14 protein-coding genes are annotated in these 18,194 nt (G+C 30.0%); all 14 read left to right on the forward strand.

Annotation, left to right across the window (positions count from 1 at the left end; genetic code table 11):
* The first annotated feature begins 5 nt into the window (after positions 1–5).
* The 14 genes from ACIQZC_RS00070 to ACIQZC_RS00135 all read left to right on the forward strand — a co-directional run bounded on the left by ACIQZC_RS00070 (position 6) and on the right by ACIQZC_RS00135 (position 18,183).
* Positions 6–1,832, forward strand: a complete 1,827-nt coding sequence (locus ACIQZC_RS00070) for a thiamine pyrophosphate-binding protein (protein WP_396137191.1) — start codon at positions 6–8, stop codon at positions 1,830–1,832.
* 9 nt (positions 1,833–1,841) lie between these two features.
* Positions 1,842–2,717: an acetaldehyde dehydrogenase (acetylating) gene (locus ACIQZC_RS00075; protein WP_396137192.1), complete on the forward strand. Its 876-nt coding sequence runs from the start codon at positions 1,842–1,844 to the stop codon at positions 2,715–2,717.
* A 6-nt stretch (positions 2,718–2,723) separates the two neighbouring features.
* Complete coding sequence (dmpG, locus tag ACIQZC_RS00080; protein ID WP_396137193.1) at positions 2,724–3,734, forward strand: 4-hydroxy-2-oxovalerate aldolase; 1,011 nt, start codon at positions 2,724–2,726, stop codon at positions 3,732–3,734.
* On the forward strand, positions 3,734–4,789 hold the full coding sequence (locus tag ACIQZC_RS00085) for an NAD-dependent epimerase/dehydratase family protein (protein ID WP_396137194.1): 1,056 nt from the start codon (positions 3,734–3,736) through the stop codon (positions 4,787–4,789). The genes dmpG and ACIQZC_RS00085 overlap by 1 nt, the downstream gene beginning before the upstream one ends.
* 15 nt (positions 4,790–4,804) lie before the next feature.
* The gene (locus ACIQZC_RS00090) at positions 4,805–5,743 is read left to right on the forward strand and encodes an FkbM family methyltransferase (RefSeq protein ID WP_396137195.1); all 939 of its coding nucleotides are present in this window, start codon (positions 4,805–4,807) and stop codon (positions 5,741–5,743) included.
* Between the two features lies 1 nt (position 5,744).
* Complete coding sequence (gene rfbH / locus ACIQZC_RS00095; RefSeq protein WP_396137196.1) at positions 5,745–7,046, forward strand: lipopolysaccharide biosynthesis protein RfbH; 1,302 nt, start codon at positions 5,745–5,747, stop codon at positions 7,044–7,046.
* A gap of 164 nt (positions 7,047–7,210) precedes the next feature.
* The gene (locus tag ACIQZC_RS00100) at positions 7,211–8,497 is read left to right on the forward strand and encodes a nucleotide sugar dehydrogenase (protein ID WP_396137197.1); all 1,287 of its coding nucleotides are present in this window, start codon (positions 7,211–7,213) and stop codon (positions 8,495–8,497) included.
* A gap of 107 nt (positions 8,498–8,604) precedes the next feature.
* The gene (locus ACIQZC_RS00105; RefSeq protein WP_396137198.1) at positions 8,605–9,627 is read left to right on the forward strand and encodes a glycosyltransferase family 2 protein; all 1,023 of its coding nucleotides are present in this window, start codon (positions 8,605–8,607) and stop codon (positions 9,625–9,627) included.
* A gap of 116 nt (positions 9,628–9,743) precedes the next feature.
* Complete coding sequence (locus tag ACIQZC_RS00110; protein ID WP_396137199.1) at positions 9,744–10,937, forward strand: hypothetical protein; 1,194 nt, start codon at positions 9,744–9,746, stop codon at positions 10,935–10,937.
* A gap of 138 nt (positions 10,938–11,075) precedes the next feature.
* Positions 11,076–12,149: a hypothetical protein gene (locus tag ACIQZC_RS00115; protein ID WP_396137200.1), complete on the forward strand. Its 1,074-nt coding sequence runs from the start codon at positions 11,076–11,078 to the stop codon at positions 12,147–12,149.
* Positions 12,150–12,237: 88 nt separating this feature from the next.
* Positions 12,238–13,968 (forward strand): hypothetical protein, encoded by a 1,731-nt coding sequence (locus ACIQZC_RS00120; RefSeq protein WP_396137201.1) that lies wholly within the window; start codon positions 12,238–12,240, stop codon positions 13,966–13,968.
* 78 nt (positions 13,969–14,046) lie between these two features.
* A complete protein-coding gene (locus tag ACIQZC_RS00125) occupies positions 14,047–15,180 on the forward strand; it encodes a glycosyltransferase (RefSeq protein WP_396137202.1) in 1,134 nt (377 codons plus the stop codon).
* 243 nt (positions 15,181–15,423) lie between these two features.
* The gene (gene asnB / locus ACIQZC_RS00130) at positions 15,424–17,382 is read left to right on the forward strand and encodes an asparagine synthase (glutamine-hydrolyzing) (RefSeq protein WP_396137203.1); all 1,959 of its coding nucleotides are present in this window, start codon (positions 15,424–15,426) and stop codon (positions 17,380–17,382) included.
* Positions 17,383–17,400: 18 nt separating this feature from the next.
* On the forward strand, positions 17,401–18,183 hold the full coding sequence (locus ACIQZC_RS00135; protein ID WP_396137204.1) for a hypothetical protein: 783 nt from the start codon (positions 17,401–17,403) through the stop codon (positions 18,181–18,183).
* Positions 18,184–18,194: the final 11 nt, after the last annotated feature.

Raw genomic sequence — 18,194 nt, forward strand, 5'->3', positions numbered from 1 at the left:
ATAGTATGAAAGTTTCAGATTTAATAGCAGATTTTTTAGAAGAAAAAGAAATAAAACACGTTTTTGGAATTATAGGGGCAGGTAACGCTCATATTTTTGATTCCATACAGAAAAAAGGGTATACTGAAATCATTTGTGTACATCATGAACAAGCTGCCTGTATGGCGATGCAAACGTATTACAGAACAAATGGTAAAGTAACCGCAGCTATACTTACAACAGGTGCTGGATCTACAAATGGAATTACAGGAGTTGTTAGTGCTTGGGCAGATTCAATTCCGGGAATTATTATTTCTGGAAATGAACATTCAAAATTTGTTGATTCACACAAAAATCTTCGGATGTGGGGTGTTCAAGGATATGATAGTCCAGCTATGGTTGAAAAAGTTACCAAATATGCGACACAAGCATTAAACCCTAATTTGGTTATATATGAGTTAGAAAAGGCTTATGCGATAGCTGCACACGGACGACCTGGACCATGTTGGGTTGATATACCATTGAATTTACAATCTACAAATGTTTCCTCAAACGATTTGTTGCGTTTTAATAGTTCAGAGTTACCTGATTTAAATTTGAACTCCGATGAAGAATTAACAAATAACATAGAATCCATTTTGGAAGGATTGAAAAAAGCAAAACGTCCTCTGTTTTGGTTTGGAAATGGTATAAGATTAGCAAATGCAGAACAATTATTGGAGCCCTTATTGGAGAAATTTAATGTTCCTTCACTAGTTACATGGGCAGGTATAGACTCAATTGACTCCCATCACGCATTGGTTTATGGACGAGCTGGAACCTATGGGCAACGCTGCGCTAATTTTATACTTCAGAATTGTGACCTATTGATTTGTATTGGAACCAGAATGGCAATTTCTCAGATAGGATATGATATAAGCGAATTAGCACGTGATGCAGATATTGCCGTTGTAGATATTGATAAATATGAATTAGATAAATATAAAGAAAGATATAAGTTCTCAATAAATGCCGATGCCAAAGATTTTATAAGTGGGTTATTGAATATTAATTTGAATCAATCTTTAGATTATTCGAGTTGGATTGAAATTTGCAATAAATATAAATTAGATTATCCTTGGGTAAATGATTTAGATCATCCTGATAAAGATGGATTTATTAATTCATATAAATTTATGGAAAAATTAAATTCACATTTAAAAGAAGATCAACATATAACCACAGATATGGGGACAGCACTTTTAAGCGGACATCAAGTGCTGAAAATTGGCAAGAAACAAAGATTGATGACGTCCACGGGATTAGGTGAGATGGGGTATGGTTTGCCTGCTGCTATTGGTTCCTCGATTGCAAGAGGGAAAGGCGAGGTAATGTGTTTAAATTGTGATGGAGGTATGATGATGAATCTTCAAGAACTACAAACCATAGTGCATTATAAACTGCCTATTAAGTTATTTATTTTTAATAACGATGGTTATTTAATGATTAAACACACACAAAATGCCCTTTTTAATGGAAGAAGAGCCGGTGTTGATAGTAATTCTGGAGTAACTTGTCCTAATTTTAGTTCATTAGCTGTAGCTTTCGGAATTCCTTCATTTCAAATTAGAACTTGGGAAGATTTTGAAAATATAATTCCTCAGGTTCAAGAAATAAATGGCCCAGTAATTTGTGAAGTATTTATGCATCCCAACCAATTATTTGTTCCAAAATTAGGGTTGGCGATTCAAAGTGATGGGAGTTTAATATCTCCTCCTTTAGAAGATTTATCTCCATTTATTTCAAGAGAACAATTGAAAGAAAATATGTTAAACGGATTGCATCCTAAGTCAGTTGCGATTGAATCTAAATAAATTATAAAAATGAAAAAACTTAGAGTAGCAATATTAGGAAGTGGAAATATAGGGACTGATTTATTAATAAAAACGCAACGTTCCGAATTCTTAGAATGTGTCTTGTTTATTGGAAGAAACTTATCTTCTCCGGGTATGGCTAAAGCCATTGCGATGGGAGTTAAGGTTTCAGATGAAAGTATAAATGCAATAGTTAAAAACTCAGATTTAATTGATTTAGTTTTTGATGCTACATCTGCTAAAGACGCTAAAATTCATTGGGATATTATAGATAAATTAGGAAAGATAGTTGTAGATATGACTCCTGCTAAAATTGGAGTATTTTGTATTCCAGCTGTTAATTTAGATGAAGTTTTAGAGTACAGAAATGTAAATATGATTACTTGTGGTGGTCAGGCATCAATTCCTATTGCCCATGTAATTGGTAAAACACAAAAAAACGTAAAATATATCGAAGTAGTTTCTAGTATTGCTTCCAGAAGTGCTGGGCCGGCCACTAGACTAAATTTAGATGAATATGTAGATACAACAGAAAATGCTATTAAACATTTTTCTAATGTTCCAAGAACAAAAGCAATTTTAAATTTGAATCCTGCTAATCCATGTATAGATATGCAGACTACCATCTTTGCGCAAGTTGAAAATCCAGATATGGATTATCTACAAAAAGAGATTGACGTAATGATAAAAAAAATACAAGAATATGTGCCCGGATATAGTTTATTGGTTCCGCCAGTTTTTGAAAATGGAAGAATAGTTATTATGGTTAAAGCACAAGGGTTAGGCGACTATTTGCCGAAATATGCAGGTAATTTGGATATTATAAATTGTGCAGCAATTGCAGTTGCAGAACAATATTCAAAAAAAATTTCAAACATAAAATAAAACACCATGATTAAACAAATATTAATAACTGATTCTACATTACGTGATGGCAATCATGCTTGTGCACATCAATTGAGTATTGAACAGATTGCTATTTATGCAGCGGCAGCGGATAAGGCAGGTGTTCCAATTGTGGAGGTTGGTCACGGTAATGGTTTAGGAGCCTCTTCACTTCAAGTTGGTCTTAGCAAAGAAACAGATAAAGACATGCTTGAAACCGCTCGAAAGCATCTTAGTAAAAGTAAGCTAGGAATTCACGTAATTCCAGGGTTTGCTACCATAAAGAGAGATTTGGTTAACGCTATCGATATTGGAGTTGATGTAATTAGAGTAGCATCACATTGTACGGAAGCCGATATTACACAACGTCATTTAGGATATGTGAGAGAAAGAGGTAAAGAAGCATTCGGTGTGTTAATGATGAGTCATATGGCATCTGCAGAAGTTTTAGTTGAAGAAGCCCAAAAAATGGAACTTTATGGAGCAGAAGGAATAATAATTATGGATTCAGCAGGGGCATATTTGCCTTCGGACGTACAAGAAAAAATATCGGCTTTAGTGAACGGGCTAAAAGTTCCTGTAGGTTTCCATGCACACAATAATCTTGGGATGGCTATAGCCAATTCTATAATGGCAATTGAATCAGGAGCAAAAATGCTTGATGCAACCGCTAGAGGTTTTGGAGCTGGAGCTGGAAACGCACAAATTGAAGTTTTGGTTGCTGTTTTAGAAAAAATGGATTATGTAACGGGTATAGATTTGTTTAAAATTCTTGATGCATCTGATGTAGCGGAGGAAAAAGTTGTTACTACTGTTCCAATCATTAAATCAGACAGTATCGTTAGTGGATTATCAGGCGTTTTTTCTGGTTTTTCAAAACACGTTACAAGAATTTCAAGTGAATATGAAGTAGATTCAAGGGATGTTTACCGTGAGCTGGGAAAAAGAAAAATTGTCGCAGGTCAGGAAGATATTATTATAGAGGTTGTAATGGATTTAATAAGAAATCGTAAATAATGAGTTCAGCTAAAAATAAAATTGTCTTTGATGACTGTAAAAAGTCATGTGTAGAAATCGAGTGTTTTTCAGTTTTAAACGGTAAATCAATTCTAGTTACAGGTGGAACGGGCTTTATTGGTAAATGGATTTCAGAAATGGTATCTTATATAAATTACACTAGCAATCTAAATATAAAACTATATTTATTAGGTCGAAATATTGTTAAGTTTAAAGAAGAAGTTCCTCACTTGGCAGAAAAATCTTTTATTAATTTAATAGAGCAAGATGTGCGGTATCTACACGATTTACCAAGTGATGTAAATTATGTTATACATGCAGCAGGTTCACCAGACAGTAGGGAACATGTTTCTGATCCATTGAAAACAATTGAAACATTTTATAAAGGAACACAATCTTTATTAGATTCAGCTTCACGAATTCAGGATTTAATAAAAATAGTGCATTTAAGTTCACATCAAGTTTACGGAAAAAATGAAACGGAACAACTATTAACCGAAAATTCTTTTGGATCTTTTGAAGCGCTTAATGTATCTAATTGTTACGCCGAGTCTAAAAGAATAGCAGAAACTTTATGTTCTTATTTTAAAAACAATTTAAGGTTACCTATAATTATTTTAAGACCATTTGCTTTTATAGGACCATATCAAGATATTGAAAAACCATGGGCAATTAATAGCTTTATTCGAGACGCTATTTTGGGAGGCCCGATTCGAATTTTAGGAAATGGGATGACAGAAAGAAGTTATCTTTATGCAAGCGATATGGCATATTGTATTTTAAAATCATTAATTGATGGTAAAATTGGGGAAATTTATAATCTAGGAAGTAATACTCCAATATCTTTAAATGATTTAGCTTTTAAGATAAAAAATCATTCGCCTTCTGAAATAGAAGTACTCTCTAAATCATCAAAAGAAAATTATTTAAGTGTTTCTAAATTAGTGCCAAATACTGATAAAATTAATAAAGAATTTAATTTTAAAGAAATATTTACAATTGATGAAGCTATATCTAGAACTATTTTATGGAATAAATTATTAAAATCTGAATAATAAAATTTAAAAAATATGAACATAAAAGAAACAAAAATTAAATTTAAAAAAAACGAAATAAATAAAATTGAATTTGTGAATTCAATGCATAATTTACATAGTGTGCTTTTTGATTTTTCTGAAAATTTGAGAAATACAGAAATTTCAAAAATAGAGATTGAAGACGGACAAGTTATTTTTACATCGCGAAAAACTGAATTACATCCTGGTGGAGCAAAATTTTATATAGATGTTTTAGATAAGCGCATTACACCTGTAGAGGCATTTAACTTTAATATGTATGAACAGGAAGATTCAGAAATGCTTTATAAATTAGTAGATAGTGATGATGTTATTTTTGATATTGGCGCAAATATTGGTTGGTATTCAAATCACTTATCTAAAAAAAACCCAAATAGTGTAATTTATGCTTTTGAACCTATTCCAGAAACTTTTAATAAGGTAAAGAGAAATACAGAATTAAACAAAGTTAATAATATTCATTTAAATAATGTTGCGTTATCTAACAAAATTGAAACACTAACTTTTTTTTATTCACCAAATGTAACAGGCGCGTCTTCTTCTATAAATATTACTGAGAATGAAAACATGCTGAAATTAGAATGTCAAACCAATACAATTGACAACTTTATTAAAGAGAAAAATATTTCTAAACTTGATTTTATAAAATGTGATGTTGAAGGCGCAGAGCTAATGGTATTTTTGGGCGGCGAAGAGAGCATAAACAAATATAAACCTATTGTATTTTCTGAGATGTTACGAAAATGGGCGGCAAAATTCGGATACCATCCAAATGAAATTATAACTTTCTTTGATAAGTTAGGATATAAATGCTATGTCAACAAAAATCATAAACTAAAACTTATAGAAAAAATAGATGAAGACACTGTGGAAACAAATTTCTTTTTCTTACACCCTATTAAGCATGCAGATAAAATAAAAAAATTAGGTTAATATGCTAGTAAATTTAACAGACGCCAATCTTTTAACTAGTTTAAGAGAAATCGCAAAAAAAAATTCGAGCAAAGATATAATTGCTGGAGAAAATTACATACCCGTTACAGGAAAAGTATTGGATGAAGAAGATATTTTGATGGGAGTAGAAGCCGCTTTAGACGGTTGGTTAACAGCAGGTCGTTTTGCTAATAAATTTGAGCATGATTTTGCCCAATATTTTGGAGTACACAAAGCGTTATTAGTTAACTCAGGATCATCTGCTAATTTGGTTGCTTTCTATGCATTAACATCACCTAAATTAGGCGAAAGAGCCATTCAGCCTGGAGATGAGGTAATTACTGTAGCCGCTGGTTTTCCTACTACTGTTAATCCCATTATTCAATACGGAGCAATCCCAGTATTTATTGATGTAGATATTGCTACTCACAATGTAAAAGTTGAGATGATAGAGGCGGCAGTTAGTCCAAAAACAAAAGCGATAATGATAGCACACTCATTAGGAAATCCTTTTAATTTAGATGAGGTAATGCGTGTTGCTAAAAAGTATAATCTTTGGGTAGTAGAAGATGACTGTGATTCTTTAGGCGCTACCTACAGAGGACAAAAAACAGGAACTTTTGGCGATATAGCTACTTTTTCATTTTATCCTGCCCACCACATCACTATGGGAGAAGGAGGAGCCGTTTTAATTAATAATCCAATCCTAGCTAAAATTGCCGAGAGTTTCCGTGATTGGGGACGTGATTGCTATTGCGAACCCGGTAAAGACGATACTTGTGGTTGTCGTTTTGGGCAACAATTAGGTACTTTACCTTATGGTTATGATCATAAATATACCTATTCTCATATTGGGTTTAATTTAAAAGTAACCGATATGCAAGCCGCTTTTGGGCTTTCTCAAATTAGTAAAATTGATGCTTTTGTAAAAAAACGTAAAGAAAATTTCGATATTTTATATAATAAAATGAAAGAATTTGAAGATGTGTTTATTCTGCCTGAAGTTACAGAACATGCTGAACCATCTTGGTTTGGTTTCCTGTTAACTTTACGCGATGGTGATGCAAATGATAGACATATGCTAGTGCAGCACTTAGAAAAAAACAAAATAGGAACTCGTTTATTATTTGGAGGTAATATATTAAGACAACCTGCTTATGCTAATATAAAACACCGAGTAGTTGGTGATTTATCGAACACAGATACAATTATGAACCAATCTTTTTGGTTGGGAGTTTGGCCAGGTTTAAATGAGTCCCATTATGATTATATTTTAAAAGTAATAAGAGAATATCTAAATTAAAATTATCTTTTAAAATTAATGCTAATTAATAAAATTGAGCTTTTTTGTGAAACTTAGAATCAGCTTTAATGCAATTAAATAAACTACGAAATATAAATTTTTTACTGTTTAAATAGTATTGAAAAATATCTAACTAGTTTGGTTTTTAAAAATTAAAAATTAATATGAATAAAATTGAAAAAAAAATCGGAATAATAGGACTTGGTTATGTTGGTCTTCCATTGTCTGTGGCATTTGCCGAAAAATATAAAGTTATAGGCTTTGACATAAATTCTTTGAGAATAAATGAATTAAATTCTGGCCATGATAGCACACTTGAAATCCAAGACGATTTTTTGAAATCAGTTTTAGATACAGATAATTTTAAAGAAATTGGGTTACACATAACCACAAAAAAAGAAATATTAAACGATTGTAATGTTTATATAGTTACAGTACCTACACCCACCGACAAGCATAATCGTCCCGTTTTGTCTCCGCTAATTAAGGCAAGTGAAACAATTGCAGAGTTTCTCAAAAAAGGAGATATTGTAATTTATGAATCAACAGTATATCCTGGTGTAACTGAAGACGAAATGGTTCCAGTACTTGAAAAAATTAGTGGATTAGTTTATAATGTTGATTTTTTTTGTGGGTATTCACCAGAGCGAATTAATCCAGGCGATAAAGAGCATACCGTAACCAATATACTAAAAGTTACAAGTGGCTCTACTCCAGAAATTGCAAATGTAATTGATGAATTATATAAATCAGTAATAACAGCAGGGACATTTAAAGCTTCTAGTATAAAAGTAGCAGAAGCCGCCAAAGTAATTGAAAACAGTCAACGAGACATCAATATTGCATTTGTTAACGAACTTAGTAAGATTTTCAATTTAATTGGGATTGATACACATGAGGTATTGGAAGCAGCAAGTACTAAATGGAATTTTATCAACTTTAAACCTGGTTTAGTGGGCGGACATTGTATTGGTGTTGATCCTTACTACTTAGCTCAAAAAGCTCAAGAAGTTGGATATCATCCCGAAATCATATTAGCTGGAAGAAGGATTAATGATTCGATGGGGAAATATGTGGCTACTGAAGTTTTAAAACTAATGACACGCCAAAACACAAATGACACAAAACGTAAAGTTTTATTGCTTGGCTTTACATTTAAAGAAGATTGTCCAGACATTCGTAATACCCGAGTTATTGATATTTACAACGAGTTAGTAGACCTAAATATTCAAGTTGATATTTATGACCCGTGGGCCGATGCTGCACAAGTAAAGCGCACGTATGATATAGATATTAAAAATAAAAAACCTTCTGAAAAATATACCGCGGTAGTTTTAGCAGTAGCACATAAATTGTTTTTAGACATGGATTTACGTTCTCTAACCCCTCAAGGAATTGTGTATGATGTAAAAGGCGTGCTTCCAAAAAGCAGTATAGATTCAAGATTATAATACTCAAAAAAATAGTAGAATTAAAGGTTATTTTATTACCCTCTTCTACTAGTAAATTTCAACCTTATATTATTTTATAATAGTAATTATTTTTTAAAAGCATTTAAATGAGTTTTATAGTATCTATATGCATTCCCACTTTTAACCGTAGTCTCAATATCAATAATTTATTACAGCAATTGCATGAATTGGTGAAAGTAAACAGGCATGACATAGAAATATGTATTTCCGATAATTGTTCAACTGATGATACCAGTGAAGTAATTAAAAAGTGGGACAGTTTGTTTACTATTAATTCGATAAGGCAACCCTATAATAAAGGAGGTACTGCGAATGTTAAGGAAGTAGTTAAACTTGCTAAAGGCAAATATACGCTCCTTATCGGAGATGACGACGGCATTGATGTTAATCAATTTAGCTCTTTAATTGAGCAACTTAAAATAGAAGAAGATTTTTTCTGGAATATTGGTATTTCTAAAAATGATAACAGTAAAGATTGTTTTAATTTGTCTAATGTTGGAACGTATGATAAAATTCAATTTAGTACTATTTTAGAAAAAAAAGGCCTAATTTCTCTAGGTTTTATAGGAAAGCATATAGTACCAACTTTTCTAGTACAAAAAATGTCTGAACTAGAAACAGATAAAATTATCCCTTGGCCACATTTGCACCTTTTTTTTTCAACTTATAATTCTTTACCAACAAGAATTGTTCCTTTTTCATTTTATAATCAGGCTGTTCATGGCACACAATTGTATTGGGACTCTAAGGAAGGCCTTGAAATTATCCTTGCATTTCAAAAAATATTTTCTTCTGAATACATAAATTCTGACTACAAACCCCTTAGATTAAAAGAAGTAACAAGATTTTATTTATTTCTTGGTTTTTTAAAGCATTTTTTATTAGACACTAAAGATTTTAGGAGTTTTGCAGTTTTAAACTTTCGTAAGGTTTTAAAACCCGGAGACAATTATAAGTTGAAAATTATAATTTTTATAAAAACATTGCAATTTCTTTCTTTAACTTCTCCAATTTTATCTCCAACGTTTAAATATCTCAACGTGGTAAAGAAACACAAAAAAATTAAAACAGCAAATCCAGAAAAGTTTGCATTTAAAAGAGGCATTTAACAGTATATAATTTGAACTTTATAAATTTTTTAAGCAATAAAAACACATTAGTTGTTTTTATCTATAGATTAACCACCGTGTTTTCTGGATTGATAGTATTGTTTATTGTTACTAATTTGTTTGAAATTAAAGAGCAAGGACAATATTATTTAATTTTAAGTTTGGTTGCTTTACAATCTTTTGTTGATTTAGGAATTATTCCCGTAATGAGCAATGTAATATTAAGGGATTGGACAGAGTATAAGAATACCGTTTCTGACCATTTACAAAGTAACAAAATTTCTAAAATTAGAGGCTATTTTTATTTTTTTTTAAAATGGTATTCAATTCTTAGTTTTATATTACTTTTTATTTCAGTAATTTTTTCATTAAATTTTAGAGAAGATAGTCAATTATTTAATCTGCTAATTTCTATATCTTTTATTGTTGTTTTAAATTTTTTTCTTAATTTATTTTGGTTGTTTCTTGAAGGAATAGGTGATTTTTATAACTTATACTTGTTTAGAACAATTCAGCTTTTATTTTCAACTGGTTGTCTGTTCTTTTTTATCACTTGTGATTTTGGAATACATTCCCTTTTATTTTTTTATTCATCCCTTTTTTTTTCAAGTGTAATTTTTATATTTTTCAAGTGGAGGACTTTTAAATTTTTAATCTTTGGTGAGAGAATTATTTTTCAATATTTTAAGGAGATTTTTCCTTTTCATTTTAATGTATTTATTCAATCCCTTTTTGGTTATTTTACTTGGCAAGCATTGATTCCATTGTTTTACGATAAAACGGGAGCTTTGTTTTCTGGAAAATTAGGAGTAACGCTTCAAATAGCAGCATTGTTTCTTTCGTTTTCTACTTTCTTAGTGTATTCAAAGTCTCCAATTTATTCTAAACTATTATTTTCAAAAAGTCATCACGATGTTTTGAATATTTGGAAGAAAGATTTAATAACATCTTATTTAATTTTTATATTTTTAATTCTTATTTATTTATTTTTATTTTATATGGATGTCTCGCTATTTAGACCATTTTTCAATCGTAGTTTAAATGTTACAAATAGTTTTTTAATTTTTATAATCCATTTCTTTTACGTTTTTAATCATTCTATATCTGTACTTAGTAGATTAAATAAAAAAGAACTGCTTACTGTTAGCGGTGTATTTGTCCCAATTTTATCATATGCAATAGTGTATTTTTGTATAGATTTATTTTCATTAGATATCATTTTTGTAATGTTGTTGTTCTTAAACTCTTTATTTTTCATATATAATTACTTAAAATTCAAAAAATTCAAATCAGATTTTAAATCTATTTGATAAGCTCTAAGAAAATTATTGATAAATACTTTTATAAACGTTTAACTGTCTTAAAGTTGTTAAACTGTCCTAGAAACAAACAAAAAACATCTGTTAAAATAGTCACATCATTATTCTTTTAAAATTAAAATCATTAGCATGAAACCACTACTATTCTTAATAATTTTTGGTTCTTTAGTAATTAGGGTTTTTGTCAGTTTGGTTTTATTAAATGATAATGTTATACTGCCACCCTCAGATTCTACAGATTTCCATAATTTAGCTTATGAGTTAAGTAATAATTTCCACTTTGATAATTTTTACATTGGTTGGATATATTCTTATTGGTTAAGTTTTTTTTATTCTATTTTTAGTAACTCTCGAATTGTTGGGTTTTTATTATCTTGGATTGTTTGGCTAATAAGCGCAATTTATTTTAAAAAAGTTTGTACTCTATTAGGATTTAGTAACAAACAAGTTAAAATTTATTTATTTTTATACTGTTTCTTGCCGTCTTCTCTTTTTTACGCAAGCGACACAATGAGGGAGGCATATCAAATGCTGTTTTTAATTTTTGTTGTTTATTTTGGGATAAATTATATAAAATTTGGTAAGGTTTCATTTTTTTTTAAATTATTTATTTCATTATTTATTTTATGTCTGCTTCATCATGTTTTTATTGGTTTTTCTATTTTAATTTTAGCTTATTTTCTATTAAGTAAATTTACTATTAAGAAATCGGTTTTTGTTTTTGTAATTTTTTCAATTTTGTTTACTTTTTTTGGTTCTTTGTTTAAAGGATATCTCATACCTTCATCAAGTTTGTCAGAAAGTGTTGAAAAATTTAATGAAATAGGAAGATCTTTAGAAGCAAACTCAACTTATCCAATTTTGTTCGGTACTTCTAATCCTGTTATAGGGTTTTTCACAAACTTTTTACAATATTTACTTGAGCCATTTCCTTGGCGTGTAAAAAACTTTTTTGATGTTGTAGTTTTTGTAGAAAATTCATTACGATTTATATTTTTATTTTACACAATCAAATATGTTTTTAACAAAAAGACAAGAAGTAAATTTGATGCAGATTTAAGGTTTCTATTATTTTGTTTTTTCGTTATGGAAGTCCTTTGGTCTTTAGGAACTAGTAATTGGGGTACAGCAATTCGACACCATTTACCTGCGGTAGGCGTTTTACTTTTTTTAATAGGTAAATTGAAATCTATTAAAACCTAATTTTTGCAATTAAAAAGCATTTTATATATTTTAGCACAATAGTTTTCTAATTAATTGAAAATTTAACTAATTTTTTTATCAAAATAATATGATTAAAATCGGAATTTTAATTGATGGCTTTGAACAGCCGCTTTGGGTTAATGAAATAGTTGATAGAATCCTTAAAGATTCCAGTTTAAATTTATCATTAGTTGTGCTTAAAAACAATAAAAGCCAAACGGATAATAATAATTTATTAAATAGATTTTTTGAAATAAAATATTACCCTTATTTCTTAATTAAGATTATTAATAAATTTATATATAAATACATTATAAAAAACAATGATTATGTAAATCTCTTTTCAAATTTATCTATTGAATCTAAATTGTCATTAAATTCAACACCCATTTTGCGTGTGGAAGTAATAGAGAATAAATTTACGGATGAGTTTAAGTCGGGGGATATTGATAACATCGCCCAACATGAATGTGATTTATTTATAAGATTTGGCTTTAGAATATTAAAAGGCGGGATACTAAATTTACCTAAATTAGGAATTTGGTCTTTACATCACGGTGATACAAAGGACAGTAGAGGTGGACCTGCTGGCTTTTGGGAATTTATTGAAAAAAAGAACACTACCGCCGCTACATTGCAGATATTATCTGAGGTATTAGATGGAGGTTTGGTCTTAGATAAAGTTTCAGTTCAAACCAATAAAATTAATTATTTTTCAAATATTTCTACCTTGTATGCAAATGCCGCTGGTATGTTATGGGATAATTTAGAAAAATTTAAGATTTTGGGTATCGAAAATTACTTAGTTAAAATAGACAAACTTCGTAAGTCTAGAGACATAGACATTTATTCATATCCTATTTTTAAAAGACCAACTTTTTTAAAAGGATTTATATTATTATTTAAGTTATTAGTAGGATATTTTTATTTAGCAGTATATAAATTTTGGTATTTTGAACAATGGCAATTGTGCTATAAATTTCTTAAAACCAACGACAATATTCACTTAAACCTATATAATTTCAAAAGAATTATTCCGCCATTTGACAGATATTTTGCTGATCCTTTTGTAATTGAACATGATGACACAATATACGTGTTTATTGAGGAGGTTATTTTTTCCCAAAATAAAGGAACAATCGCATTACTTGAAATTAATAAAATTTCAAAAAAAGTTATTTACAAGGGAAAAATTTTAGAGGAATCTTTTCATATGAGTTTTCCAAATGTATTTTTTCTGAACGGCGAATACTATATGATTCCTGAAACACAGAAGGCAAATCAAATTAGGATGTATAAAGCACAAAAATTTCCATACGAGTGGACATTAGAAAGAGTATTAATTGATAACATACATGCTGTAGATCCTGTATTACATATTCATGATGGTGTTTTTTGGCTTTTAGTAAATGAATCTACCTTTTTAGGCGCTTCACCTTCATCTAATTTAAATTTGTATTACACCGATAATCTCTTTGAGGGTGAATTTAAAAAATTTGTTAACAACCCGGTCTCTTCCGATATCAAATTTAGTAGGAACGCTGGGGCAATATTTAAATTAGCTAATAAAACATTCAGACCATCACAAGATTGTTCTGAGAGATATGGTTATTCGGTTAATATTAATGAAATAGTAGAAATAAATAAAGAATCTTATACTGAGACTTTACGTGATGTTATTCTTCCTAAATGGGACAACAGCGTTAAAGCTGTTCATACATTATCTATTTCTGAAAACATTGTGTTTGTTGACATTGATAGAAGAATACCAAGAATTAGTAAGATTTTTAATTTGTTTTTTAAAAAAGAGTTGTCGTAAAAAAAATTATTTTAAATATAATACTATCTAACATAATTTTAAATAAGTTATTATTCAATAATATAATATACTAACGTAATGAGAATATTACACGTAATTGTTGGTCTAAATGTTGGTGGAGCTGAAATGTCTTTATTACGTTTATGTACTAAACTTTATGAGAGAAACGATTTTGATATTAAGATTGTTACTTTAACTCCACCAGGAAAGTTGCTCAAAGAATTTGAGTCATTAGGCATTCAAGTGATAAGTTTAAATATAAAAAATGTATTTAGTATTCCTTTAGCTGTTTATACTTATTTAAATTTAATTCGAAAATTTAAACCATCATTAGTTCATTCATGGATGTATCATTCTAATGTTTTTGCAGGTTTATTATCATTTTTCTCAGCACCAGTAATTTGGTCGTTGCGTTCAACTCATAGTTCATTGAATAAAATGTCAATGACTTATTTTATAAATTTAATCTCTGCATTTTTTTCATATTTATTACCCGTTGAAATTATTTGTGTTTCAGAATCTGCAAAAAAATCTCACAAGTCCTTGGGATACAACAGTAAAATTATGTCTGTTATTCCTAATGGTTATGACTTTACTGAAATTGATGCCTTTACTAATAATAATTTACCTATTGAGATTAAAAGAATTAAAGATAGTGGCGCGCTTATTATTGCATCTGTAGCTAGGTATGATTCTTTTAAAGACCACAATAACTTTATAGAGGCAGCAGGCCAAATATTAGAATTTTATGATAATGTTTATTTCATTATGGTTGGCGAAGGTGTTGATAGGAATAATGATTTTCTTACAAAAAAAATCAAGGAGGTTACCCAAAAAGTTGATAATATTCTATTAATGGGTTACAGGTCTGATGTTAACAATATTTTATTTAATTCTGACATTTATTGTTTGCACTCTATTTCTGAAGGATTTCCAAATAGTCTTGCAGAAGCCATGTGTGTTGGTTTGCCATGTGTTTCAACTGATGTTGGAGATGCGGCTTTAATGCTTGGAGAAGCGTGTGAAAAATCTATTGTTCCGATAAAAGACTCTAATAAACTTTCATCAGCTCTCAAATATTTAATTGATTTACCTGAATATGATAGAAAAAAATTAGGTAATTATTTAAAAATTAGAATTCAAGAAAATTATGGTATTGATGTATTGACCCAAAAAATTATTGGCAAATATGAAAAAGCAAAATGCAAATAAAAGCAGGGTCTGTAGCTTTAGTGATGATTGGGAAATATTTGATCCGTCTGATTTGATAGCTAATGAACATTCAGAATTATTTGTCGGTATTTTTCATTCAAACGCTTTCGATGAGTGTACGGAAACTTCGAATAACATAGATTTTTGTTATTCATCATACAGAATGTAGCGGGTTTGGTCGAAATTAAATTTAATAACACTGTCCCGTTCTGGTGTGCAGTTGGAATAAAAAAATAATATAATATGTGTGGAATAAATGGATTTTTAACTTCCGTTAATACAAATGAATTAGAGCTTATTAAGGTACTTAAGGATAGTACAGATAAAATAATTCATAGAGGACCTGATTCAAATGGATTTTGGGTTGATAGTACGAAAGGAATTTATTTGGGGCACAGAAGGCTTTCAATTGTAGATTTATCGCCCACTGGTGCTCAACCCATGTCGTCAAATGGGGGTAGATATACGATTTGTTTAAATGGTGAGATTTATAATCATCTTGAGCTGAGGAATGAATTGTCTTTATGTACCACTACTAATACTACTATCGTATGGAAGGGTAGTTCAGACACGGAAACGCTAATTAATTGTTTTGAAGTTTGGGGTATTGAGGCTACTTTAAAAAAAACAACCGGTATGTTTGCTTTTTCTCTTTGGGATAGTTACACAGATGAACTAACAATTGGTCGTGATAGATTTGGGGAAAAACCATTGTTTTATGGATGGCAAGAAAGCACCTTTTTTTTTAGTTCTGAGTTAAAATCAATTAAATCAAACCCGCTTTTCAAATCTGAAATTGATAGAAACGCTCTAGGATTATATGTTAAGTATGCATACGTAACCGCACCATATAGTATTTATAAAAATATTTACAAATTATCTCCTGGATCATTTCTCACGGTTTCTTTAAATTCAAAAAACTCAAAACCAGCAGTGTATTGGTCTTCTTTAAATCAGATGATGGATTCTTATGAAAAACCTTTTACTGGAAATAAAGATCAAGCGGTTGAACAATTAAATAGTATATTGACAAATGCGGTAAAAAAACAAATGATGGCCGATGTGCCTTTAGGAGCTTTTTTATCAGGCGGAATTGATTCTTCTGTAATAGTAGCCTTAATGCAATCGTTGTCAGACGCACCCATTAAAACCTATACCATTGGGTTTAAAGAAGATGGTTATAATGAAGCGCATTATGCAAAGAAAGTAGCAGAACATATAGGAACAGATCATACGGAACTATATGTAACTGAAAAAGATGCTTTGAATGTTATACCTCAATTACCTTATTTTTATGATGAACCTTTCGCTGATTCATCTCAAATACCAACCTATTTAGTTTCAAAATTAGCCAGTGAGTCGGTTACGGTTTCACTTTCAGGTGATGCCGCTGATGAGTTATTTGGTGGATATAATCGCTATTTATTTGCAAATAATTTATGGAAAAAAATAGCTATATTTCCAATTGGTTTGAGGCAAATTATTTCCAAATTACTTACAAGCGTTTCACCTCAAACATATAATTCTCTTTTTAAAATTTTATCTTTCGATGCCTCTTTTAATAAAAAACGAAATATTGGAGATAAAATTCATAAAGCCATGGGGATTATAACTAGTTCTAGTAATTTGGAACTATATGACCGAATAATTTCTTCTTGGTACACACCTTCTAGTATTGTAATTGGGGGCGAAGATGTATTTGCATTAAAAGAAGCTGCACCTAGTCAAATTAATAAATTTGATCCCATTTCTAAGATGATGGCAATGGATTTAATTTCTTATTTGCCCGATGATATTTTATGTAAAGTGGATAGGGCTGCCATGGCAACCTCATTAGAAACTAGAGTGCCTTTTCTTGACCATAGTGTAATGCAGTTTGCATGGAGTTTGCCTTTAGACTACAAAATATTTGACAATAAAACCAAATGGGTTTTAAGAGAGGTTTTATATAAATATGTTCCAAAAGAACTAATTGACCGACCTAAAATGGGATTTGGCGTCCCAATTGATACTTGGTTGCGAGGTGATTTAAGGGATTGGGCGGAAAAATTATTAAATGAAGATAGACTTTTGCAAGAAGGGTTTTTTAACCCGAAGCCGATTAGAAAAAAGTGGGAGGAGCATTTATCTGGTAAAAGAAATTGGCAACAGCAACTATGGGTAATTTTAATGTTCCAGTCTTGGCTGGAAAAAAACAAATAACTTAAAGAATATATTTCTGTGAAAAATATTTTTAACTTGTTTTTTTTACTTTCAATTTGTCTTACGGTGGTAACTATTTTTGGAATTTCTTTGCCACCCAAGTCAACTGTTCAAGCTGGAAATATCCCTGGTTATAATTATCAGATTTATTCACGAGATACATTATTAAACCTGATTAATCGTCAGCAAATAAAAAAAGTTGATGCTAATTTTTTTTATACTCTCAATGAAGTGGTGTTTAAAACATTGCCACATGCTGTTGCTCCTGCTGCATTGAAGTTTCAACATAATTGGCTTTTGTATCTTCTTCATTTTATTAAAGGAAAAACAATTTTATATACGCAAAATTCAAAATATATTGTGCTTAGCGATGCCGCTGTATGTTCTCAAAAAGCTAGAGTTATAAATGACATAGCAAAATTAAACAACATCAATGCACGTTTTGTAAGTTTTGAGGGCCATGTTTTTTCAGAGGTATTTGTTAACCAAAAATGGCTTATTTTGGACCCTGACTTTGGTATAGTTTTACCTTTTGGTTCTTCTGAATTAAATAATTTTCAAAATCATTATTTGATTCGAAGTAAGCTTTTAAAATTAGGGTATAAAAAAAACAGTATTGATAATTACATAAATATTGTTTCAAGTAATAAAATAAAAGTACACAAAGTTCACGAAGCGCATGAAACAAAAGTTTGGTATATAGAGTTAACAACGCGATGGCTTAGTTTGGGTTTACCTATTCTCTTTATAGTATTTTTTGTTTATACTAGATGGTATAAATTATATCATTATCAAATTTAAAAATTAAAATA

The organism is Flavobacterium sp. (genome assembly GCF_044338735.1).
Classification (GTDB): Bacteria; Bacteroidota; Bacteroidia; order Flavobacteriales; family Flavobacteriaceae; genus Flavobacterium.

Excerpts from the sequence above, each read along its gene's own strand:
- ACIQZC_RS00070 (WP_396137191.1), top strand. The coding sequence starts at position 6 with ATGAAAGTTTCAGATTTAATAGCAGATTTTTTAGAAGAAAAAGAAATA.
- ACIQZC_RS00115 (WP_396137200.1), top strand. The coding sequence starts at position 11,076 with ATGAAACCACTACTATTCTTAATAATTTTTGGTTCTTTAGTAATTAGG.
- ACIQZC_RS00125 (WP_396137202.1), top strand. The coding sequence starts at position 14,047 with ATGAGAATATTACACGTAATTGTTGGTCTAAATGTTGGTGGAGCTGAA.
- ACIQZC_RS00090 (WP_396137195.1), top strand. The coding sequence starts at position 4,805 with ATGAACATAAAAGAAACAAAAATTAAATTTAAAAAAAACGAAATAAAT.
- ACIQZC_RS00100 (WP_396137197.1), top strand. The coding sequence starts at position 7,211 with ATGAATAAAATTGAAAAAAAAATCGGAATAATAGGACTTGGTTATGTT.
- dmpG (WP_396137193.1), top strand. The coding sequence starts at position 2,724 with ATGATTAAACAAATATTAATAACTGATTCTACATTACGTGATGGCAAT.
- rfbH (WP_396137196.1), top strand. The coding sequence starts at position 5,745 with ATGCTAGTAAATTTAACAGACGCCAATCTTTTAACTAGTTTAAGAGAA.
- ACIQZC_RS00075 (WP_396137192.1), top strand. The coding sequence starts at position 1,842 with ATGAAAAAACTTAGAGTAGCAATATTAGGAAGTGGAAATATAGGGACT.
- asnB (WP_396137203.1), top strand. The coding sequence starts at position 15,424 with ATGTGTGGAATAAATGGATTTTTAACTTCCGTTAATACAAATGAATTA.
- ACIQZC_RS00085 (WP_396137194.1), top strand. The coding sequence starts at position 3,734 with ATGAGTTCAGCTAAAAATAAAATTGTCTTTGATGACTGTAAAAAGTCA.
- ACIQZC_RS00120 (WP_396137201.1), top strand. The coding sequence starts at position 12,238 with ATGATTAAAATCGGAATTTTAATTGATGGCTTTGAACAGCCGCTTTGG.
- ACIQZC_RS00105 (WP_396137198.1), top strand. The coding sequence starts at position 8,605 with ATGAGTTTTATAGTATCTATATGCATTCCCACTTTTAACCGTAGTCTC.